Source organism: Formosa bonchosmolovskayae (assembly GCF_051016085.1).
Lineage (GTDB): Bacteria > Bacteroidota > Bacteroidia > Flavobacteriales > Flavobacteriaceae > Formosa.
In genome coordinates, this window is record NZ_CP174605.1 from 430495 (window position 1) to 453733 (window position 23239).

A 23239-nucleotide genomic window follows, 5' to 3' on the forward strand; every position below is an offset into this window, starting at 1 on the left:
AATAACCCCTCAATAATTTTAATATCTTAACGTGTTATATTCCCCTCCACCCTAGTAATTATAAAATCAGTTAGTGTTGATTTTTCATATTTACAAATCTCTAACTATTTTCTTTTCTGGCATCATCTACCCTTAATTCAATTCTTCTAATCTTTTTATTTGCCATTGTTTTTTTAAAGGTTTTTGAGTTCCGAAAAAAGCACTCTTACGATAGTAAGCAAGAATCCATTTTCCGCAATTTGCAAAATTGTACGGAAAGTGGTACATCTTGCACTTGACATTTCAATGTATTTACCCACTGTGTATTACCACTTGAAATTAACGAGAAATAATAAAGCAAGATTAGAAAAGCATATCTTCCACTTATAATTTTAAAATAAATATTTACAGAACTCATTTAATAATATTATTATCTAAAAACAGCCAATCACTTATAGAAATAATCTTTTTAAACAACTTATCTCAAAGCTTTAAAATATAATGTTATAAGAATACATTGATATAAAAGTATCTCTATATAAAGCTATAATGGTATAAGAATATAAGAGTACATTGGTATAAATCTATTTCGATATAATGTTATAAATATATAAGAACATATAGCTATAAAAATATTTGGATATAAATGTATTCGAGAAATAAAACAAGAGTAAAAAACACATATCTTGCTTTATTATTTCTCGGGCACCCAATTTATTTAAAATAATTAAGGTTTAATTCTGACTAAATAATCAGCTAAATCCAACCCCATATCTTTTTCCTTTTCAGTAGCATAATCTCTCAATAAAGTAGACGTTCTAAAAGTTGCTAAATTTGTAAATGTTGGAATCTTATCATTCCAAATGTCAAAACATTTCAAATCTGGAAATAAAATCACACTCCTACCCTTTAAGCATTTTGTTTTTGAAGCATTCAAATTATTTACACTCCCACAGGCAAGCCAAATAAATTCCGGCAAATAAATACTAGATATTACAGCTGTTTTTTCACTTTCAACAATAGCAACAGGCTTGTTCTTATCTTCAACCAATAGATGTTCACCAAAATAACATTGGTCAAGATTAAAGTCTTTCAGTTTTAAAACGCTATGAACCCAATTGATATGATTGAATGGTTTTTTTTCTCTTTTACCACTTTTAGGATTATAGAGCATAATTTTTCCGCTCCTTACTCTTCTTTCTTTATCCACTTGCCAAAATACTGTAGCTCCACTCCAATATTTTGATGTACCAATATTGTATTTTTCTTTTAAAAAATTAGCCGTTTCCACATCCCAAAGACTTGCTAAATAGTCTATAAAATAATTCTTTCCAGACATACTTTTCTGCATCATATCAATAGCTATAAAACTAGTTTTCAGTTTCGATTTTTTATCACCGATTCCTTTAGACTTAAAACTTATAGCAGATGAAATATTGTTATCTTGAAAATACTCCCTAGGTTTATAGTGATAGCCACATTTTAGCATCCTATTACAACAACCAACTAATTCATTTAAATAAGCATTACTTTCAGTATCTACATATTTAGTGAACACATTCTTCTTACCACATTTAGGGCAACAAAAACGAGTTTTCATTCCTTTATATGGTTCTAATTTATATCTAAACATTTTCATTTAATTAGATATATTTTTAGTTATAAAAAGAGGAAACCCATAGCTTTTTCGATTACCCAATTTATATCCCATTGCCTTTAATCTTTTTGAAAAATTCTGATTAGAAAAAACTGTATAATGATTCATTTTGCAATAATCCACATATTCAATATAAACACTCTTAAGTGGACTTGTTTTATCAAAAGAAATAGAATACCCTTCTTCTTCCAAGAACATTAAAACACTATCACTTTCTTTTTTATATTGTAAAACTTCTTCTTCTACAATCTTACTTTGAGTAAAATCTTTATTTTTCAATAATCGCGTTAAGCCATTCAAAACCCAATTAAAAACACCTGACAACTCTGTTTTTATGATTCTTTTCGAAAGATCCTTGTCTTGTCTTTCGGGAGGAATAGTAACTCTAAAAGGTAAAATTAGAAGTCTCCTAAAATAAGCATTCGTATTCTCTGCCTTTCCTGGTAACTCATTACAGTTGAACATAAGCCTTGCATAGTCCGTCATAATCTGAATGTCTTTATAAAGAAATCTAGCTTCTACAGGTTCTCCTGACACTAATTGTTTAAAAATACTGCTTTCAAGCTTCCCATTAATTTCACTTGAATAATTAAGTAATTTACCCCCTAATTGCGCTCTAGAATTTCCTTGATCGTCAGTTAACCTATTTAATGAAAAATTTGTAACATTTTGACTACCTAATAAAGCCATCATTATCTCAAATAAAACACTTTTACCATTTGCTCCAGCACCATACAAAAGCAGCACCTTTTCTAGTTTTAAAACATTGTTTTTCACAAAAATATAACCTAAATATTCTGCTAAAATATCTTGTAATTCTTGTTCCGGTAACACTTCATTTAAAAACATTTGAAACTGCGGTGCATTTGCCTCACTTTTAAAATCAAATGGTAGTTGATGGGTAAGGAAATCGGACTTTCTAAACTCTCTTAAAATTTGCTTGGTAGGTGTTATTTCAAAAGTTCCGTTATTCAAATTCACAAGTGTCGTACTTCCATTACTTTCAACTTCTTTTAAGCGTGCATCTGATAAAAACTGTTTATACAAATCTTCTTTAAATAGATGATGTTTAGCATCAAATTTATCAACTCCCATTTTCAAAGCAACATCTCCTAAAAAATCTTTAAAATCAACTACGCTTATAACTTCCCAATACTCAGAATTATACAAATAAATAAACTTGTTTTTTCTACAAAGACTATAGTCGTCTTTATTTACTAATTCCAATAATATTTCTACGCAAGCAACTAAAAAATGCTTTTTTCGAAGTTTATTCTCTTCACAATAGACACTAAAAGCAACAGGCTCTATACCTTCATGTATTTCTTTTAAAATATTATCTGCTTGATTATTCTTCAATACTTGAAGATCACTAGCTGTCTTATTTAAAAGAGTTTCAGTTTCATTAAGAATTTCTTCAATTCCAATTTCTAATTCACCTTCTTTTTGTAATTGTTGGTTACATGTCTTATATTGCTGTTCTATTTTATCAAGGTTGTTGTAATGCTCTCTCATTACTTCGACCTTTTATTTTTACCAGCAAAAAAATCATCATTTTCAACTTCAATCTCAGCTATCGTTTTTTGTTTTCCAGACTGGATCCAGTCTATGATTTCAGACTTAAAGAAGAAAAGCCTACCATTTTTTTTGTAATGTGGAATTTGTTTTTTCTGACAGTAACCGTAGATGGTCTTTTTTGTGTACCCTGTAAATAAGGATATTTCATCAATATTTTTAAGCTCTTCCTCTTCGTTTTTAACTTGCTCCCATTGATGTAAAAAATTTAAAATTTTAATATTTGAACGTTTTATCTCAATAACATCAAGTTGAGTCTCTGTAAAACTTGGCACTTCCTTACCCATAGTAGTTTATATTTTTATGTTCACTACAATGGTATCAGTTTATTGCTATTCTATAAATCAGATAACCCTATTCCCCTTTATTATAACTCTTAAAGGCTATAATTTATCTTTTTATAATTGTTTTATCGGTATAGCATTATTAGTTTCATGCCATTTTTTATAATCTGATATCTCGGAAAACCCTTTAAAAGATTTATTCATTATTCCAAAATACTTAGTATTTACATTTGTTTTGTTGTATTCATATTTATAACAATAATCTTGAAATTTTCTGAATACACTTCTCACATCTTTTTTATCCCTACTAAAAGGAACATCAAAGGATTGTAGTATTGGCTCTTTATCTACAAATGTAGATTTAATAAAAATCAATAATTTATCTTCACTTAGATAATAAACACCTTTCCTATTTGGTTTCTCAACTAACACACTAAAAAAATTATACACATCAGAAATACTAACATCTGGTATAAGATTATTTCTTTTTTCTAAGAAATCGGCTTTTTTTATACCCCTATCATTTTCAAAATTATTATCATTCTTGTTCATATAGTTCTTAAACAATGGTGCAAACAATATATTTTGTGAAAAGATAATACTCCAAGCTCTATAAAAACGCCCTTCATATTTCCCTGCTTCAAAAGCTCCTACTTTATTCTTATAATCCCCAATGGCTGAGATAAAACTTATATGCTGTGTCCAGTTCAATCTAAAATCTCCCCCTGATGTTACATACTCAAATACTTTAATTAAATAATCTTCTTTATCACTATATTTAAATAAATAAGGGGTTATAAATTTATCTTCAAAATCCTCGTACCCCTTCTTAAAACCTTTAGCATATAATTCAAAGCAAGGTTTTAAGTCATTCAAGTTATTCAAATCATACTTACCATCAACATTAGTCCTTCCTTTATGATTTAAAATAGCACTAATTCCTTCACAAAATGCACCTCTATTATGATAAGCCCCAAAAATTTTAAATGGAAACGGATCTACCTTATTATTATAAATATCCCAAGCCTCAAGTACTTCTAAATTGTCTGGTTTCTCTAAAAAATAATCATAACCAAAAACACCCTCCCCATAATACCTCAAAATACTCGTATCAATTGAATGTGTAGTTATTAGGTTATAATGACATAATTTTTTCGGAACAATCTCATCAAAACACTCATCCTTAGAAAATAAATCATTATCAAAATCCCATCCAAATCCCCTATGTCCTTTTAGTTCTTCTAAAAAATCTTTTGTAATCTTTATACTTTTCAAGTTAACTTATTTTAAATATTAATGTAGTAGATGTACTAAATGTAGTTTAAAAAACAATTATTATTTTTTAAAATAATGTAGTAAGTGTAGTAAATGCAGTTCTAAAAACAAATATTTTTTTTTTAGAAGTCGAGTAAAGAATCAGCAAATTCCTTTTTTGCTTCATCTTCAAAGCCAGCGAAATAATTTTTTGTAACATTAAGATCACTATGATTTAAAGCTTCGCTAATGAATTCCATTGTTACTCCTTTACGAATTGAATTCGTTGCAAAAGAATGACGTGCCCAATAAAAACTACAATCTAATGGTAGATTGTTTGCTTTCGCTATTCTCTTTATGTGATCGTTTATGTAGCGATTGAAGTTTTTTATTTTTTTGTACTGAGTATTGATATCGTCTTCTTTACTTATTATATTAAAGACAAACCCATTTTTGTTTTCATTACCGTACTTTTCTATAATTTTAGCTGTAAAGTCAGTTAGGTAAATAGTGATTTCTGTTTTTTCTGAGGACTTGTCGAAAGTTTTTGCTCTATAATATTTAAACTTATTGTCATCAATATCTGAATATTTGAGTAATGCAATATCTTTTAAATTCATTCCATTGCAAGCATAGCTAAAAAACCAGAAGTCTTTGGCTTCTTCCTCTTTATTGTTTTCAACCTTAGATTCATATAATGCTTTAAGCTGAATACTGTTAAGTGCCTTCTTAACTTTTTTGGTACGTGGAATTTTGTATTTGTTTTTTCCAAAAGGATATATGTCATTGCTAATATCGTTCTGCTCTATAGCATTATTAAAAACTGCTCGAAGTGTTCTTGTGTAAATTCCTATGGTAGTATAGCTTTTACCTTTGTTAATCATGAATTTCTCATAAGCTTTTAGCCATTCCACTGTAATTTCATTAAATGTTAATTTTTCAATGTTACATTTATTAATTAGCTCGCTAAAATTAGCTAAAGAATTAAGAGTATATCTATAACTTTCTGCTGTACCAATTTTATCTATATTTTTATTTTTTTCAATTGCTAGATTGAAATAGTACTTAATGTTGTTTTTATCTGTGGATTTGCGAAAAAGCTTTGTTTCAAATTTAGAAAAGTCAAAAACAGACATCGCTTGAGCTTCGTCATTAGCTCTTTTTTCTATAGCTCTTAGCTTTAATTCTATTTCTTTGTTTGTGCCTCTTAAGTTTTTGTTTTCAGGGTTTAGCCAAATTGTTTCAAACTCTTTTTCAGTTAAATCAATTCCTGTGGTGAAGTATCGTACCGTTTTTTTGTTATCGTGCTTGTTGTAAACTCTAATTTTAACTGAAAATTTGCCATTTTCCTTTACTCGTCTTGTTTCGTGGTAAATTGAGATGTTGTAAGCCATATTTATTATTTGAAACAAAGATAATTGTATTCACACAATATTCACACTTTTCATGGTATTAAACAGTAATGTAAGGATAGTTAAAATATGGTTTATTTGTGTTAGGTCTTTGTTTTGTTGGGGTTTTTGTGTTTTTTGGTAAAGAACAGGTAATAAACAAAAGTATATCGTCTTGATTACGGCTCAAGAGGTTACTGGTTTGAATCCAGTCGAGGTCACTAGAGCATTAAAGCTTCCAAGAAATTGGAAGCTTTTTTATTTCTGTAAACTTACCTTTAGTTAATTGTTAAATAATTTACCTACTTCTTCCTTTAAGTTCCGGTATGTATATTTAATTATTTAAAATAGTCCAATTACTTAATCCAAGTAAAGATATCAGAAGTCTTATTTATAGTCTGCTATTAAATTCCTTCTAAATTCATTCTTATTCGTTCCTTTTTCGCTAAATTAGTTCCTCTGCTTAGAATATGTAATTCGATAAAAAGCAACTTCAGTATTAAAACGAAGACTTACAAAAAAAACAACTTGAATATGAATTTAGCCGTATTAATAGACGGAGACAATATACCATCTGCCGACGTTAAGGAAATGATGGAAGAAATCGCAAAATATGGGAATCCAACCATTAAAAGAATTTATGGAGACTGGACGAGCCCACATCTATCTAAATGGAAAAACTTATTGTTACAAAATGCCATTACTCCAATCCAACAGTACGCCTACACCACAGGGAAAAATGCGACCGATTCTGCAATGATTATTGATGCTATGGACATTCTTTACAATGAAAAAGTAAGCGGATTTTGCCTAGTATCTAGCGATAGTGATTTCACTAAATTAGCAACCAGATTAAGAGAAGCGGGTATGCAAGTGATAGGGATTGGTGAGAAAAAAACACCAAATCCGTTTATCGTGGCTTGCGATAAATTTATTTACATCGAAATAATAAGAAAGCAAACCGAAACCGAAAAGAAAGAAAATATTAATCAGAAAGATCACGTAAAAGATAGTATCGATAAAATCACGCCTAAGGTTACCAAACTTATCGCTACAACTATTTCTGATTTATCAGACGAAGACGGATGGGCATTTCTTGGTGATGTTGGAAGCTTACTTCAAAAAAAGCAACCCAATTTTGATTCTAGAAACTATGGTTTCGAAAAACTAACTCCTTTAATTAAATCTATTGGAGAGTTCGAAATAGACCAAAGAGTAAATCAAAAAAGTAAACATAAACTCATTTATGTAAAGAATAAAAGCGAATAGTAAGCAAAGGCTTTAATATTCTAATTAAAAAAAATTGCGTGTTTTAAAAGTCCGTTTTTCCTAAGAAAATAATGACTTACAAACACGCAATTTTTTATATATCCTGTTTTTGTATAAAATCTGACTAATAAAAGCAGATTCCTTTCTTACAAATTTAGGGTCTTGAATTATTTTTTCAAGTTCACGAAATAATCAAAGATTTCTGGTACATTTCCGTTACCCATATCTGCGGCTACTGCTGCGTTAAGGTTAGAAGATGTCGCTTCTGCAATTGCAGATTTAGAACCAAGATCGTTCATCATTTGAACAAAATATCCAAGATCTTTATTTGCATTGTTAATAGAGAATCCTAAATCACTTACGTTATCTACTGCATAATTCTTACAGAATTGCATAAACGGAGAATTTGATGGTCCAGAAGACATGATATCAAACAATTGTTGTGTGTCTACTCCTGCAAGTTTCGCTGCTGCGAAAGCCTGAGACATAGCCACTACAGTTGTCATTCCCATAAAGTTATTAATAAGCTTTGTTGTATGTCCAGCACCAAGAGCTCCTAAATAGAATACGTTTTCACCTTGTTCGTCTAAAACAGGCTTAACTTTCTCGAAAGTCTCTTTATTTCCAGCGGCCATAATGTTAAGTAATCCATCTTTGGCATGAGTTGGTGTACGTCCAAGTGGAGCATCAATCATACCTGCACCTTTTTCAGCCAAGTCTTTACCAATCTTAATTGTAGAAGCAGGAATTGAAGTTCCGAAATCTACTAAAACAGCACCTTCTTTAATACCAGCTAAAATACCTTCTTCACCATAAACAATCTTTTCTACAACAGCAGAAGTCGTAAGACAGAACATTATGATATCACTTTTTTCTGCTAATTCTTTTGGTGTAGCCGCTTCAGTAGCATTACCGCGAGCGATAACTTTTGCAACTTCGTCTTTGTTAAGATCCATTACGGTTAGCTCGAAACCTCTCTTTTGAAGATTTTCAACCATGTTACCTCCCATAAGGCCTAGTCCGATAAATCCGATAGTGGGTTTTTTCATATTTAACTTGTTTAAATTTTAATTGTTGGCACAAAGATAGGCATGCTGTTAACATTTACGAAATTATTTTAAAAAAACAATACAAAACCATTCTTTAGCTAATAGCATTCAAAACATCTGAGCGAGAATAGGTTATCACTTCGCATACGGATATGGATGCATCTCACCTCCATTTATGCTTCCATTAAAAAGTCGATTACAATTAAAATCTATCAGTATTAAATATTTCGTTTTAAAAAGAAGGTTCATTATGTTTGAATAATTAATGAATAGATTACTAATTTAGACATTACTAATACCTCCCTTTTCTGACCATTTATGTTGAAAGACATGTAAAATGTGTAAATATTAATTTAAACGACATGAAAATACTTCATACTGCCGATTGGCATTTAGGACACCGATTACACGAACAATCTCAAGTAGAAGAACAACTCTTGTTTTTGGGCTGGCTGGAAGACTACATTAAAACTCAACATATAGATGTTTTGCTAATCTCGGGAGATGTGTTTGATAGCGGTTCGCCATCCAATCAAAGCTTGCACATGTATTATAATTTTTTAATGAAACTTCAGCATACAAACTGCCAGTCGGTAATAATCACAGGAGGAAATCACGATTCGCCAGGCACCTTAAATGCACCAAAAGATTTACTAAAAGCACTATCTATATATGTCGTAGGAAAGGCTTCGGAACATATAGAAGATGAAGTTTTTGAAATTAATATTGATAACGAAAAAGTCATTATAGGCGCTGTTCCTTTTTTACGCGATGGCGATATTAGGCGTGCCACGGCAGGCGAAACATTTGAAGAGCTAACAGACAAATATAAAACGGCTTTAATACAGCATTACGTTAAAGTTGCTACACAATGTAAAGAAATGAATACTACTGAAGCACCTGTAATAGCTATGGGGCATTTGTTTGCCATGGGAGGTTCTGTATCGGATAGTGAACAAAACATATATGTTGGGACACTAGGCCATATCGGAGAAGAAGACTTTCCTTCCTACTTCGATTATGTTGCACTAGGCCATTTACACAGACCACAAATTATTGGAGGAAATCAAAAAGTGAGATATTCTGGATCGCCTAACGTATTAAGTTTTAGTGAGATTGATTACGATAAAAAAGTGATACTACTCACACTAGAACAAAATAAAATCACGGCGATTACAGATGATATTATTCCCAACTTTAGAAATATTCAAAGATTATCGGGAACACTTCAGGATTGCATTTCTCAATTTCCAAAAATAGAGTCTAACGGTTTTAATTTAACACCTTGGATAGAAATTGTACTGGACGAGCCACATTCGGTAAATACAGACGAATTAAAAAAAGAAGCTGAAAATTATGCCTTCGAAATTTTAAAAATATCTTTAAAAAAGCAACGAAAAATTAAAGGTATCGAAGAGTTATTAGCGAACAGCAAATCGATTAAAGAATTACAACCTACAGAAGTTTTTAAACTAAAATGTAAAGAAATGGATTTTGACTTAGACAAAAACCCGCAAGTTATGGATGCGTTTGAAGAAATCCTACAAGCCGTTAAAAACCAATAAGCGCATTTAGTCATGAAAATTTTAAAAATAGAATTACAGAATATAAATTCTTTAAAATCGGATACGCCAAGCATTATAAATTTTGAAGACGACCGTTTTAAAGATGTAGGTTTATTCGCCATCACAGGATCTACTGGTGCAGGAAAAACCACTATTTTAGATGCTATTACTATCGCCTTATACCACAGTGTACCTCGATTTAACAATTCTAAAGGAACATTACTAGATGTTGTAAGTCACGGTGCCAACCATGCTTTTAGTCGTGTCACTTTCGAAAACGAAAATGTCATTTACGAAGCCTCCTGGCAAATGCGTTTAGCGCACCCTACTACAGGGCGCCCGTATGCCAATCCGCAGGAAGAAGTGAGTTTAAAGAATCTAACCACAAACACCATTTTATCGTCACAAAAACGCGCTGTTATTGCCGACATCATAACGGTGACACAATTAGATTACGGTCAGTTTTTACGATCTGTTATGCTTGCTCAAGGCGAATTTGCTTCATTTTTATCGGCTAAAGGCACAGAAAAAGGAAAGCTTTTAGAGCAAATTACAGGCGAAGAGATTTATAAAAAAATCGGACAAGGCATTTTAGAGCGCAGATCTTTAGAAGAAAACAAATTAAAAGAGATCCAAGCTAAGATTAATGCAGATGATGTATTAACCGATGAGGCTAAAAACGATTTAAACGAAAGAGATAAAGCGCTCGATACTCAATTAAAAGAATCTGAAAGCAAATTAGAGGCATTGCAACAGATAGTAACTTGGTATGTTAAATCTGAAGAATTAGCAGTTCAGTCTAAACAACTTGAGGAACATGCGACTATTATTTCAAGTCATTTTGAAAAAAACAAACAGGAATTTGAGTTATTAGACTTAAATGAAAAAGCGGAACCATTTAAAGAACTCATTCAGAATTTTAATACGAATAAAAAACACAGCACCGAGAAAGCAAACCAATTAGAAAAACTGCAAGCAGAAGTCACTGCACTAAAGCCTAAAGTTGAAGCTTTAGAAACATTAAGCACAAAACAAAACGCATTGTTAGAAGTCGCTAAAAAAGAATTTAACGACTGGCAACCTAAATTTGACATCATTACAAAGTTAGATAGTGCACTAAAAGTAGAAACGGAAGATCAATTAAAATCTGAAAAAAAATTAGACTCCTTAAAACTAGAGATTAACACGACTAAAAAGGAACAATTTGAAGATTCTAAAGCTTTAGCACTAACCGAATCAGAACTTAAAACCAAAGCACGGTTTGTTTCTGAGAGCAAATATTTAGTAGAAGTGGACGCCGAATTATCTAATTGGGCATCAAAATTATCCACTTTAAAGAGTTCTAAAAACACGTTGAGTGAGCATGCTGATTTTATTACTAACAAGAAAAAAACTATTGCATTAACGACTTCAGAATTAGACAAAAACAAAACCTTACTTAAAAAATCTGAATTCGAAATTGAAAGGATAACCAAAGACATACATTCTATTTCTCTTGAGTTAGATAAACATAAATTATCCGATTTAATATCTAAAAAAGATAAAACGTCTAAAACGGAATCCAATTGGAAACAGTTTAAAAACTATGCCGAAGACGCGTTAAAAGAAACCGCTAGTTTACAAAAACACACAGCTAACAAGCAAAAACAACGCTTAGAGTTAAAACAGTTTCAAACAGAATTAGAAACCTTAACTAAGCAAATAGCGGTACAAAACACGGCAGTTAACGATGCCGAAAAAATATTAGAATTAGAGAAAAGCATAGCTAAATACGAAACCGATCGGAAGCATTTAAAACCTGGACAACCATGTGGATTATGTGGTTCTACAGAACATCCGTTTGCAGAACACATGGACACTGCTGGTGTATCTAAATCTGATTTAGAAGTACAAAAACGACGTGCACACTTAGACACCCTAACGGCGTCTAAATCTACTTTAGAGAAAAAAGAAGTCGCGTTACAAACACAAATTGAGAATTACACCGCTCAAATAAAAACCATTAGTGCAGATATTGCAACACTTCAGTTAAAAGCAAAATCGTTAGCATTACATTGTGAATTAACCGATTTAGAAACAATAAACGCAGCGTTAAATACATGTAAAAACACTTTAAACGCTTTAGACGAAACCATAACAGCTACGCAGAAATTACAATCTAAAAAAGACGGTTTATCTAAAACACGTGATACATTAAAAGCAGCGATTGAAAGTTTAAAAACAAAAGATGCAACGCTAAGTGAAACGATTAAAAATGCTAATGAAGAAATTAATCACAGGCAAAAATCTATGACCTTATTAACTCAGACAACCACCGCTCTGGAACAAGATTTAATTTCGAGATTATCTAAATTCGACTATAAATTACCGGAAATAGATCGCATAAACACCTTTATTGCAGACTTAGAAAAAGAAATAGGCCATTTCAATAGCACTCTAAAAGACCTAGAAGCACTTAAAGGAAAAATCAATATCACTAACGCTTCATTGGAACATCTGGATAAGCAGATGCTGGCGCATATCAATTCTGAAAAAGAATACACAAAAGCTTTAGAAGAAAGTAGACTAAAATCCGAAAAAATAAAGGTAGATCGTATTGCTATTTTACCTATTGAAATCACCGTAGAAGGCAAAAGAATGCAATTATCGGACGCCGTTACTCAATTAACTAAAACACTTGAATCCTCTAAAAAAGAATTACAAAATCTTTTAGATCTAAGACGAGAAAAAGAAACCTTACTAAAATCGCATGTAACCGAGCTAGAAACTTTAGCAAAAGAAAAATTAGTCCTAGACACGACTCTAAAATCCCAGTTAAAAGACAGCAGTTTCTTAAGCAAAGAAGAAATAGAAAAAGCCCTTCTAAACCCAGAAGACAAACAAAGGCTTACGCAAGCGAAGCAACGATTACAGGAGAATCAGCTTAAATTAAAAACACTACAAGGCGAACATAAAAAAGCCTTAGAAAAATTAAAACTTGCTAAAAACTTTGAAATTTCGGAAGCAGAAAGTAAATCGGCATTAAGCGAATTAAAAGCAAAACGGGATGGGTTTTCTACGGCCAAAGGTCAGATTAAGGAAGCATTTAGAAAAGATCAAGAAATTAGAAACCGAAATCAGAGCATTTATAAAAAAATAGCCGACCAAGAAAAAGAATGTAACATCTGGCGCTCCTTATTTAAATTAATAGGAAATTCTAAGGATGCATTTAATGTGTACGTACAGCGTTTAACCTTGAAACATTTATTAGATCTTGCCAACGTTCATCTTTACAATTTAAATAAGCGTTATTCGTTAAAAATGGAAGCTGACTATAAACCAAAGGAAGAGCTTAATTTTAATTTAATAGATCATTACCAAACAGATCAAATGCGACTAGTTGATACCTCTAGTGGTGGAGAAAAATTTATAATAAGTTTAGCTCTGGCTTTAGGATTATCGGATTTGGCGAGTAAAAACGTTAAAATAGATTCCTTATTTATTGATGAAGGCTTCGGAACTTTAGATAACAACACCTTAGAAACTGTAATTACTACTTTAGAAACATTACAATCTCAAGGCAAATTAATCGGGATTATTTCTCACGTCGAAAATTTAAAAGAACGTATTCCAACGCAAGTTCAAATTACTAAGAAAAGTAATGGTGTAAGTACAGTGCAAATTGTATAGTGTAAAATAGTTTTAATATGGAACTAAAATCTCAAGTGACCTGCCGCTTGAGATTTTTTTTACAAAGTAAAAAAACAATCACTTACAACTCATTAGCAACAACTTAACTGTTTTAAACAACACGAAACGGTCTCTCATGCCAGCAGTGACGGGATTTTGTAATAAATACCGATATCCGTTAATAATTTATCATACTCGTATTACAAATCGGATTAATCTATCAAATTCAATAAATTTTATATGTTTTATTACGATTTTAAAAATAAAAAATGATTGCATTACTTTTTTTTATATATTTGGTTAACCAGATTGGTTATCCAATCAAAAAAAAACAAATATCATAACTTTTAAAATCAAAAACTATGAAACAAACTTTACTTTCACTATGCCTAGTGGCATCATTATCTGTATTTGCTCAAAATGAGCAACCAACTATCCAAAATGGGAATTTAAACCAAATAGAAAAAAGCTCTGGTTCTGATTGCTCATGTTCGCAATGGATAAACAAAGATTTAGGAGACCAAGCGGAAAACTCAACCACAGGTTTAACCGATGAAGAAAAAGAAACAACTAAACGCGCTATTAAATTTGATGATTTTGAATCTGATTTAATGTACCAAGAAGTTGCTGTAATCCCAGGTAGAAACTACAAGCTTACTTATGAAGCTAGAGTGAACTCTAAAGGAGATGAGGCAAATGAACCAAGCCAAATAGAAATAAGAATTCTTAAGGGTTCTGGGTATTCTGATGATTACACTGTTCAATATTACGATGCTGATGTAGATCCAAAAGCTGCGCCTCAAAGTGGTTTTGGGTATTCAGATATTACGGTTGCCGAATTACCTGCAAATAATATAGTAACAGAAATTAGATCGTATCCAGGCGATCAAGATCGTCACTTTTATGAAATAGATTTCCAAAGTGGAGACGAGACTAGTATCGCACTACTTTTTAGAGGTATTGGTAGAGCTACAACGCCTCCTGTAGACGATAAAGAATATACGTGGTCTGCCGGTGAAGACGAAACGTTTATTTATTCTGTTCAATTAACGAATGAAGGAGAAACGTTATCTATTAACAAGAATGAATTCGCATCTAACTTAAAAGTATTCCCTAACCCTGCAAGTTCAAGCATTAACATTTCATCAGGAAACGGAACTAAAATAGATTCAGTAGAATTATACAATGTCATTGGATCACGAGTACTTTCTACTTCAAATTTAGTTAATAGTGCAATAGATGTTTCTGAAATGGCTTCAGGTATCTATATTCTTAAAGTTATTGGAGCAGACCGAACGTCTGCAAGCAAACGCGTTATTATTGAGTAACCAAATTCACAAATAAAGAGTATCCACACTTTTAAAGTAGATCACTCTTAAAACTAAAAATCTCAGATTTAAATAATCTGAGATTTTTTTTATTTCAATTTGACGGCTTAAAGGCATATTGGTTTTAACTACCCCTGAACTTCCTTTTACAATTTTTATACAACATTTATGCAGGGCTTAATCTCAAAAGTTATATATGTACTAAAAAGCAATAGACCACTTTGTTCTTCCACGGTGTTCGAGCGGAGTCGAGAACAAAAATATGCACCATATTGCTTATTTAAACAAATCTCAAAAAGGTTATATGTGAGATAAAAACAGCAAACCGTCTTATCTCTAAAGGGTGTTCGAGCGGAGTCGAGAACAAATACAGACATTATTTTATTAAAAAATATCGAAGTAATCTCAAAAGTTATGCATGAGATAAAATACAACAAAACGTCTTATCTATACAGGGTGTTCGAGCGGAGTCGAGAACGAAAACAAACATTACATTATTTTATTAAAAAATATCCAAGCAATCTCAAAAGGTTATATGTAAGATAAAAATAGTAAAACACTTGTTTCTTCAGGGTGTTCGAGCGGAGTCGAGAACAAAAAAATATAAGATGTATCACCTTATACTATTGTAAATGCAATTACACTTAATTACACCACTATTTAACCGAATATAAAAGAACCTCAAATTTGCATTTATAAGGGCTTTTAGATCCCTTTGCACTGTAATACTGATTAATTCAAAACCGTAGGCCAATAGCAGAGATACCATGTTTAGTTTAATACGTCCCCACCTTAACTTCTAAATATTACTGTCGGTCTTTAGAAATCTATTAAACACAAAAAAGCCTCTCATTTCTGAGAAGCTTTCTGTTATTATATAACTAAATGTCTTAAAGAGTAGCGATATGCTTTGATAAACCAGATTTAAGGTTTGCCGCTTTGTTAACGTGAATTATATTCTTCTTCGCTAACTTATCGATCATAGATACTACGTTAGAATATAACGCTTGTGCATCTTCCTTTGTTTCAGCATCACGTAATCTCTTAATAGCATTACGAGTCGTTTTATGCTGATATTTATTTCTTAAACGTTTAGCTTCGTTACTTCTAATTCTTTTTAACGATGACTTATGATTTGCCATTTTGATCTTTTCTTATTAAATGATTGTAGCCCGTAGGGGAATCGAACCCCTCTTACCAGGATGAAAACCTGGCGTCCTAGCCGATAGACGAACGGGCCATTATTTTTTTGAGTGTGCAAATATAAAACTTAATTTCTTATTTGCAAAACATTTTTTCAAAAAACTTTCAATGTGATTTGTTGTTAACAATTATCCCATTGCGGGTGCAAATATACAACCTTTTTTGAATGTCACAACAACAAATGAAAGTTTTTTGAAAAAAAATTAAAATTAATAGGCTTTTGCGAATAACACACGTCTGTTAGACGGCTTTCCACTAAACACACACACCCCAGACTCCTCTACCGAATCTTCTGGAACACAACGTATTGTAGCCTTAGTAATCTCTTTTATCTTGTCTTCGGTCTCATTTGTCCCATCCCAATGCGCTAAAATAAAACCTCCAGTTTTTTCTAAAACATCTTTAAATTCCTCGAAAGTATCCACTTTAGTAGTGTGTTCTGCTCTAAAATCGGATGCCTTTTTATAAAGATCGTTCTGTATGGTAGTCATTAACCCTTCTACAACTTCGGCAAGCGCATCTAATGCCACAACTTCTTTAGTTAAGGTATCACGTCTTGCCAACTCCACAGTACCATTCTCAAGATCTTTAGGTCCTATCGCAATTCGCAATGGCACGCCTTGTAATTCATGTTGTGCAAATTTGGCACCTGGTCTAAAGGTTGTACGATTATCATACTTTACAGAAATGTTTCTGGCTCTTAGGTCACTCATAATTGTATTAGCCACTTCAGAAACCTCATCAAATTGTTCGTCGGTCTTATATATAGGAACAATTACCACTTGGTTTGGCGCTAAATTAGGAGGTAATACCAAACCATGATCATCACTATGTGTCATGATTAAAGCCCCCATAAGACGAGTTGATACTCCCCAAGATGTTGCCCAAACGTGATCTTGCTTTCCTTCTTTAGAAGTAAATTTAACATCGAATGCTTTTGCAAAATTCTGACCTAAGAAGTGAGACGTTCCTGCTTGCAATGCTTTTCCGTCTTGCATTAGTGCTTCAATACAATAGGTTTCTACCGCTCCCGCAAAACGCTCGCTTTCCGTTTTTAAACCTTTTATAACAGGAATAGCCATAAAGTTTTCTGCAAAGTTAGAATAGACATTATTCATTAACTCCGCTTCCGTAATAGCTTCTGCTTCGGTAGCATGAGCTGTATGCCCTTCTTGCCATAAAAATTCGGCAGTACGTAAAAATAAACGGGTACGCATTTCCCAACGTACAACATTTGCCCATTGGTTAATTAACAACGGTAAATCTCTATACGATTGAATCCATCCCTTATAGGTATTCCAAATAATAGCTTCACTGGTAGGTCTAACAACCAACTCCTCCTCTAGTTTTGCTTCTGGGTCTACACGTAATTTTCCAGGATTGTCAGGATCGTTTTGCAATCTATAATGTGTCACTACGGCACATTCTTTTGCAAAACCTTCTGCATTTTTCTCTTCAGCTTCAAATAAACTTTTAGGCACAAATAGTGGAAAGTATGCATTTTGATGCCCTGTCTCTTTAAACATTCGATCTAATTCGGCTTGCATTTTTTCCCAAATAGCATAACCATATGGTTTAATAACCATGCATCCTCTAACTGCTGAATTCTCAGCTAAATCAGCCTTTACTACCAATTCATTGTACCATTTGGAGTAGTCTTCTGCTCTTTTTGTAAGTTTTTTACTCATATCTTAGTTGTGGCATAAATATTGCCACTATGTTAAATACATTAAATAGTTCAGCAAAACTAACTATTTTTGTTATGTTCAACAATAAATTCACTCCCGATATGAGATATAAAGATACATTAAGACAAAAGGCTCCATTTTTTATAATGCTTTGTAGCTTGCTTGTGCTTTCATCATGTGGAAGTTCTCAAGGTTATTATACACAGCAAAATAACGATGGAATATACGGCACTCCTAACAACAGAGTTGTGGTATACGACGATTATGACACTGCAGAAAATGTGTATTATAAAAACTACTTCAAAGATAAAAATCAAGAAATTGAAAGTTATAATGCCGAGATGGAACAAGATTCTGTATTTACAGATGTAGAAACATACCAAAGTAATGCTTATACAGATACCTATACAAACCAAAACGATTACGACGGTTATGGTGGATGGGGACAGGAAACAGATGGTGTTTCTGTAACTATTTATAATAACGATCCGTTTATGTATGGTGGCGGATTTGGTTATGGATACGGCTATGGTTGGGGTTATGCTGGCTGGAACAGACCTTTCTGGGGCTGGGGCGGTGGTTATTATCCTCCTTATTATGGAGGTTGGGGCTACGGCGGAGGCTGGGGTTATGGCTGGGGCTACGGTGGCGGTGGTTACTGGGGATATCCTGGATATTGGAACCACGGTTATTACCACAATGGATACCGAGGAAATAATATGGGCTACAGAAGAGGTTTAGCTTATAATTCTAATAACAGATATTTAAACAGTACACGTTATAGTTCTACCAGAAACAAAGTATCTACAAATAATAGCAGTAGTCGATATCAAAACCTAACTAGAAATAGTCAGTCTAGAACGAATACATCTAATAGTACGACTAGAAGATCGTACCAAACCTCACGTACAAGTAGAAATTATAATTCTACCAGAGCGAACAATTCGAATACTTATAGTAGAACGCAACCTAGTTATAACAGCAATAGCAGTAACCGTTCTTACAATAGCAGTACCCGATCGTCTTCAAGTAGCAACAGAAGTTACTCGACGCCAACACGATCATCTTCTAGCAGTTCAAGATCTTCAGGATCAAGCACAAGATCATCAAGAAGCGGTGGTAGATAGTAAATAATTAAAAAACATAATTTTTATAATGAATTTTAAAATAATAGTTTTTATTCTAGCAGGCATCTTTACAGTGCCTGCTTTTTATGCTCAAGACATAACTGACGCCGTTCGATATTCTCAAGATAACATAGTAGGATCTGCAAGATTTAGAGCCTTAAGTGGTGCTTTTGGTGCATTAGGAGGCGATTTGTCGGCGACTAGCCTTAACCCAGCAGGATCGGCAGTATTTAATAACACATTTATGTCGGTCTCGTTAACCAATATAAATGTAGACAATGACACTCAGTTTTTTAACGGACAGGATTCTTTTTCTCATTCGTTTACAGAATTCACTCAAATAGGAACAGCTTTCGTGTTCTACAATCCAAATATGAATAGTTCTTTCGAAAAATTCACTTTGGCAATTACCTATGACAAAACTCAAGATTTTAAAGACGATTGGGCTTCACACGGCATAAACACCAATTCTATTGACGGGTATTTTTTATCGAACGCACAAGGAAAACGTTTAGATCAAATTTCGGCCTTATCTAATGAGACAATCTCTCAAGCCTATTCTGAAATAGGAAAATTTTACGGTTCAGAAAATCAACAGGCGTATTTAGGATACGAATCTTATATATTACAACCTAATAGCTTCGAAGACGACAATACAGAATACACTTCCAATATTGCTCCAGGAACATTCAATCAGCACTATATTTATTCTGCAACAGGATACAACGGTAAAATTGCTGTAAATTTCGCCTCTCAAGTAAACGACAGATTATATTTAGGACTTAATTTAAATACTCATTTTATAAATTACGATCGCTATACCTACTTGGAAGAAGCTAATTCTAATTTCAACTCTTTGGTGAAGCAAGTAGATTTTGAAAACACTTTATCTACTATTGGTGGCGGATTTTCATTCCAAGTTGGAACAATTTACAAAGCAACCAATAATTTAAGAGTCGGATTCACTTACAACTCGCCTACCTGGTATACGATTGAAGAAGAGACTACTCAGTATATTTCTACCGTTAGAACAGAAGCAGGAAGAGATATTACTCAAATTGTAGATCCTAGAATTATTAATATACATCCAGAATACAAATTAAGAACCCCAGGTAAACTGTCTGGAAGTTTGGCTTATATTTTTGGAAGTAGCGGATTAATTAGTTTCGACTATGCATATAAAGACTACGGAAATTCAAAATTCAAACCAGAGCACAATTCACACTTTGATACGCAAAACCAAATTATTAGTGACGAATTAGTAGGTGCTTCGTCTTTCGCTGTAGGTGGAGAATACAGATTAAAACAACTTAGCTTTAGAGGCGGATACCGCTTTGAAGAGAGTCCGTATAAAAACGGAGAAACCATTGGCGATTTAACTGGCTATTCTGTTGGATTAGGTTACAGTATTGGGACTACAAAATTAGATGTTACTTTCGACCAAACGCAACGCGACTCAGAATATCAACTTTATAATGTAGGTTTAACAGACGCAACGTCATTAGATACCAAAATATCGAGTTTAACATTTTCTGTAAGTTTCGCTTTATAAAGCCGACTTAAAATATCTAAAACAGGTCTGTTTTCTACTTGAATGCAGACCTGTTTCTTTTTGACTGGCAAACAGCAATTAATAAGTTAGCCAATTCAAACTTAAAGAAAACTGAATTACTTATATTTGCAGATTAAAATAATATTATTTTTTTAGAAAATGAAATTTGATAATAATATAGAAGAGTTTGACGCTTATGGAGACGACCATATTGGAAGTGCTACAGACACACCAATGGTTACAGATGCTTTTAAACTTTCGGATGAAGAAAAAATTAAATCTATAAACGGAAATGTTCGCCAAATTATGGAAACATTAGGGTTAGATTTAACCGATGACAGTTTAAAAGGGACTCCAAATCGTGTTGCTAAAATGTTCGTAAAAGAAATTTTTAGCGGTTTAAGCCCTAGTAACAAACCAAAAGCGTCTACTTTCGACAATAAGTATAAATACGGTGAGATGTTAGTTGAAAAAAACATCACCCTATACTCTACTTGCGAGCACCATTTTTTACCAATTGTAGGTAGAGCACATGTCGCTTACATCTCTAAAGGAAATGTTGTAGGTTTATCTAAAATGAATCGTATCGTAGATTATTACGCGAAACGTCCTCAAGTTCAGGAGCGATTAACCATGCAAATTGTAAAAGAATTACAAGCTGTTTTAGGTACAGAAGATGTAGCATGTATTATAGATGCTAAACATTTATGTGTAAATGCGCGTGGTATTAGAGATATAGAAAGTAGCACCGTTACCGCCGAATTCGGAGGAAAATTTAAAGAAAAGGACACGCGTAGAGAGTTCATCGAGTACATTAAATTAGAGACGCAATTTTAAATCAGCAAAAACATGCCTCAGCTATACAAGCAACAAAGCATTAAAATTTACAATTCACTTTCAGGGAAAAAAGAAGTTTTCACCCCTATAACCGACGGTAATGTTGGAATGTATGTTTGCGGACCTACAGTGTACAGCAATGTGCATCTAGGAAACGTGAGAACGTTTATGTCTTTCGACACCATTTTTCGTTACCTAAAACATTTAGGTTACAAAGTACGCTACGTTCGTAATATAACGGATGCTGGACATCTAGAAAATGATGCAGACGAAGGCGAAGACCGTATTGCTAAAAAGGCACGTTTAGAGCAAATTGAACCTATGGAAGTGGTTCAACGTTATACGGTAGACTTCCATAACATATTAAATAAATTCAACTTTCTACCGCCAAGTATAGAACCTACGGCAACAGGACACATTATTGAACAAATCGAATTAATAAAAACGATTATCGATAATGGGTTTGGGTACGAAGTTAATGGCTCTGTGTACTTCGATGTTTTAAAATTTAATGAAACCAACAATTATGGTAAATTAAGTAAACGAAACGTTGAAGATCTAATTCACAATACACGTGTTTTAGATGGCCAAACAGATAAGAAAAATCCTCAAGATTTTGCACTTTGGAAGAAAGCAGAACCACAGCATATAATGCGTTGGCCTTCGCCTTGGAGCGACGGTTTTCCAGGTTGGCACTTAGAATGTACAGCGATGAGTACTAAATATCTTGGAGAACATTTTGATATTCACGGAGGCGGTATGGATTTAAAATTCCCACACCACGAATGCGAAATTGCTCAAGCAGAAGCCTGCAATCACCAAACACCTGTTAACTATTGGATGCACGCCAATATGCTAATCATGAATGGTAAAAAAATGGCTAAATCTACAGGAAATTACATTCTTCCTGAAGAAATTTTCACTGGAGAAAACAAAAACATCACGCAACCTTTTAGTGCAAGTGTGGCTCGTTTTTTCATGTTACAAGCTCATTATCGTAGTGTTTTAGATTTTACGAATAACGGATTGTTAGCCAGTGAAAAAGGGTTTAACAGATTAATGGATGCGATTTCAGATATAGAGACACTTAAAGCGAGTGGCACATCTTCAATAACCATTTCAGAATGGAAACAGAAGTGTTACGATGCGATGAACGACGATTTTAATTCGCCTATATTAATTGCGAATTTATTTGAAGGCGTTAAGCTTATCAATCAATTAAAAGACGGAAAAGCAACGCTTACCGCATCAGACTTACAGGAATTAAAAGATACCATGAACACCTTTACATTTGATATTTTAGGTTTAGTTCACGGATCTCAAACAGATACAGGAGAAGACAAATTAACTGGAGCTGTAGATTTACTTATAAAATTACGTCAAGAAGCACGAGCAAATAAAGACTTTGCTTTATCAGATAAAATTCGGGACGAACTTGCAAACGTTGGTATTCAGCTAAACGACGGTAAGGACGGTACATCATTCTCGACAAATTAAACACTTAACACGGACAAGCATTTTTTACTTGTCCGTTTTTTATATCACTATGAAACGGTTATTAATAGCTCCTTTCCTATTCTTAATAAAGATATATCAAACCCTTATATCTCCATTAACACCTGCGTCTTGCAGATACCATCCAACATGTTCGCACTACACTAAAGATGCGCTTACAAAACATGGCCTTATAAAAGGCGGTTGGTTAAGCATAAAGCGTATTTTAAGCTGTAATCCGTGGGGTGGTTCTGGTTACGATCCTGTTCCTTAAATTATTCTTTCAAATCCTATATTTTAATAGTCCTTAACACGCTA

General features: G+C 33.0%; 17 protein-coding genes and 1 tRNA gene. 9 read left to right on the plus strand and 9 right to left on the minus strand.

Translation table 11 applies throughout. The features are described from left to right. Window positions 1–706: 706 nt before the first annotated feature. From ACKC83_RS01670 to ACKC83_RS01690, 5 genes are all read right to left on the minus strand, one after another. Window positions 707–1618 (minus strand): DUF6371 domain-containing protein, encoded by a 912-nt coding sequence (locus tag ACKC83_RS01670; RefSeq protein WP_434036804.1) that lies wholly within the window; start codon window positions 1616–1618, stop codon window positions 707–709. Further along, the gene (locus tag ACKC83_RS01675) at window positions 1619–3151 is read right to left on the minus strand and encodes a DNA primase family protein (protein WP_434036805.1); all 1533 of its coding nucleotides are present in this window, start codon (window positions 3149–3151) and stop codon (window positions 1619–1621) included. Continuing rightward, entirely contained in the window at window positions 3151–3498 is a 348-nt protein-coding gene (locus ACKC83_RS01680; RefSeq protein WP_434036806.1) for a helix-turn-helix domain-containing protein, read from the minus strand. The genes ACKC83_RS01675 and ACKC83_RS01680 overlap by 1 nt, the downstream gene beginning before the upstream one ends. Window positions 3499–3609: 111 nt before the next feature. Further along, complete coding sequence (locus ACKC83_RS01685) at window positions 3610–4770, minus strand: hypothetical protein (protein ID WP_434036807.1); 1161 nt, start codon at window positions 4768–4770, stop codon at window positions 3610–3612. Between the two features lie 122 nt (window positions 4771–4892). Next, window positions 4893–6143 carry a tyrosine-type recombinase/integrase gene (locus tag ACKC83_RS01690; protein ID WP_057779682.1) on the minus strand — a complete coding sequence of 417 codons (1251 nt, stop codon included), beginning with the start codon at window positions 6141–6143 and terminating at the stop codon, window positions 4893–4895. Window positions 6144–6668: 525 nt separating this feature from the next. Here ACKC83_RS01690 and ACKC83_RS01695 point away from each other — a divergent pair. Next, a complete protein-coding gene (locus ACKC83_RS01695) occupies window positions 6669–7409 on the plus strand; it encodes an NYN domain-containing protein (RefSeq protein WP_414035201.1) in 741 nt (246 codons plus the stop codon). A 167-nt stretch (window positions 7410–7576) separates the two neighbouring features. On the opposite strand, the gene ACKC83_RS01700 is transcribed toward ACKC83_RS01695, so the two are convergent. After that, a complete protein-coding gene (locus ACKC83_RS01700) occupies window positions 7577–8458 on the minus strand; it encodes an NAD(P)-dependent oxidoreductase (protein ID WP_434036808.1) in 882 nt (293 codons plus the stop codon). A gap of 362 nt (window positions 8459–8820) precedes the next feature. Here ACKC83_RS01700 and ACKC83_RS01705 point away from each other — a divergent pair, with 362 nt between their 5' ends. The 3 genes from ACKC83_RS01705 (at window position 8821) to ACKC83_RS01715 (ending at window position 15020) form a co-directional block, all read left to right on the plus strand. Then, entirely contained in the window at window positions 8821–10023 is a 1203-nt protein-coding gene (locus ACKC83_RS01705) for an exonuclease SbcCD subunit D C-terminal domain-containing protein (protein WP_434036809.1), read from the plus strand. A 12-nt stretch (window positions 10024–10035) separates the two neighbouring features. Beyond that, on the plus strand, window positions 10036–13692 hold the full coding sequence (locus ACKC83_RS01710; RefSeq protein WP_434036810.1) for an AAA family ATPase: 3657 nt from the start codon (window positions 10036–10038) through the stop codon (window positions 13690–13692). A gap of 362 nt (window positions 13693–14054) precedes the next feature. Then, window positions 14055–15020 carry a T9SS type A sorting domain-containing protein gene (locus tag ACKC83_RS01715; protein ID WP_434036811.1) on the plus strand — a complete coding sequence of 322 codons (966 nt, stop codon included), beginning with the start codon at window positions 14055–14057 and terminating at the stop codon, window positions 15018–15020. An 890-nt stretch (window positions 15021–15910) separates the two neighbouring features. Here the strand turns inward: ACKC83_RS01715 and rpsT are convergent. The 3 genes from rpsT to proS all read right to left on the minus strand — a co-directional run bounded on the left by rpsT (window position 15911) and on the right by proS (window position 17911). After that, entirely contained in the window at window positions 15911–16162 is a 252-nt protein-coding gene (gene rpsT / locus ACKC83_RS01720; protein ID WP_434036812.1) for a 30S ribosomal protein S20, read from the minus strand. Window positions 16163–16188: 26 nt separating this feature from the next. Further along, window positions 16189–16260: transfer RNA gene (locus tag ACKC83_RS01725), tRNA-Glu, on the minus strand. A 172-nt stretch (window positions 16261–16432) separates the two neighbouring features. Beyond that, complete coding sequence (gene proS, locus ACKC83_RS01730; RefSeq protein ID WP_434036813.1) at window positions 16433–17911, minus strand: proline--tRNA ligase; 1479 nt, start codon at window positions 17909–17911, stop codon at window positions 16433–16435. Between the two features lie 29 nt (window positions 17912–17940). Between proS and ACKC83_RS01735 the strand changes: the two genes are divergently transcribed. From ACKC83_RS01735 to yidD, 5 genes are all read left to right on the plus strand, one after another. Continuing rightward, window positions 17941–19038, plus strand: coding sequence for a hypothetical protein (locus ACKC83_RS01735; RefSeq protein ID WP_434036814.1), 1098 nt, complete (start codon window positions 17941–17943; stop codon window positions 19036–19038). Window positions 19039–19066: 28 nt separating this feature from the next. Next, window positions 19067–20590 carry an OmpP1/FadL family transporter gene (locus tag ACKC83_RS01740; RefSeq protein ID WP_434036815.1) on the plus strand — a complete coding sequence of 508 codons (1524 nt, stop codon included), beginning with the start codon at window positions 19067–19069 and terminating at the stop codon, window positions 20588–20590. A 159-nt stretch (window positions 20591–20749) separates the two neighbouring features. Beyond that, on the plus strand, window positions 20750–21427 hold the full coding sequence (gene folE / locus ACKC83_RS01745) for a GTP cyclohydrolase I FolE (protein ID WP_434036816.1): 678 nt from the start codon (window positions 20750–20752) through the stop codon (window positions 21425–21427). 12 nt (window positions 21428–21439) lie between these two features. Further along, a complete protein-coding gene (cysS, locus tag ACKC83_RS01750) occupies window positions 21440–22924 on the plus strand; it encodes a cysteine--tRNA ligase (protein WP_434036817.1) in 1485 nt (494 codons plus the stop codon). Between the two features lie 49 nt (window positions 22925–22973). Beyond that, a complete protein-coding gene (yidD, locus tag ACKC83_RS01755; protein WP_382384663.1) occupies window positions 22974–23195 on the plus strand; it encodes a membrane protein insertion efficiency factor YidD in 222 nt (73 codons plus the stop codon). Window positions 23196–23239: the final 44 nt, after the last annotated feature.

Excerpts from the sequence above, each read along its gene's own strand:
- ACKC83_RS01670 (WP_434036804.1), bottom strand. The coding sequence starts at position 1,618 with ATGAAAATGTTTAGATATAAATTAGAACCATATAAAGGAATGAAAACT.
- ACKC83_RS01690 (WP_057779682.1), bottom strand. The coding sequence starts at position 6,143 with ATGGCTTACAACATCTCAATTTACCACGAAACAAGACGAGTAAAGGAA.
- ACKC83_RS01675 (WP_434036805.1), bottom strand. The coding sequence starts at position 3,151 with ATGAGAGAGCATTACAACAACCTTGATAAAATAGAACAGCAATATAAG.
- rpsT (WP_434036812.1), bottom strand. The coding sequence starts at position 16,162 with ATGGCAAATCATAAGTCATCGTTAAAAAGAATTAGAAGTAACGAAGCT.
- ACKC83_RS01710 (WP_434036810.1), top strand. The coding sequence starts at position 10,036 with ATGAAAATTTTAAAAATAGAATTACAGAATATAAATTCTTTAAAATCG.
- cysS (WP_434036817.1), top strand. The coding sequence starts at position 21,440 with ATGCCTCAGCTATACAAGCAACAAAGCATTAAAATTTACAATTCACTT.
- ACKC83_RS01680 (WP_434036806.1), bottom strand. The coding sequence starts at position 3,498 with ATGGGTAAGGAAGTGCCAAGTTTTACAGAGACTCAACTTGATGTTATT.
- ACKC83_RS01735 (WP_434036814.1), top strand. The coding sequence starts at position 17,941 with ATGTTAAATACATTAAATAGTTCAGCAAAACTAACTATTTTTGTTATG.
- ACKC83_RS01700 (WP_434036808.1), bottom strand. The coding sequence starts at position 8,458 with ATGAAAAAACCCACTATCGGATTTATCGGACTAGGCCTTATGGGAGGT.
- proS (WP_434036813.1), bottom strand. The coding sequence starts at position 17,911 with ATGAGTAAAAAACTTACAAAAAGAGCAGAAGACTACTCCAAATGGTAC.
- ACKC83_RS01740 (WP_434036815.1), top strand. The coding sequence starts at position 19,067 with ATGAATTTTAAAATAATAGTTTTTATTCTAGCAGGCATCTTTACAGTG.
- yidD (WP_382384663.1), top strand. The coding sequence starts at position 22,974 with ATGAAACGGTTATTAATAGCTCCTTTCCTATTCTTAATAAAGATATAT.
- folE (WP_434036816.1), top strand. The coding sequence starts at position 20,750 with ATGAAATTTGATAATAATATAGAAGAGTTTGACGCTTATGGAGACGAC.
- ACKC83_RS01705 (WP_434036809.1), top strand. The coding sequence starts at position 8,821 with ATGAAAATACTTCATACTGCCGATTGGCATTTAGGACACCGATTACAC.
- ACKC83_RS01715 (WP_434036811.1), top strand. The coding sequence starts at position 14,055 with ATGAAACAAACTTTACTTTCACTATGCCTAGTGGCATCATTATCTGTA.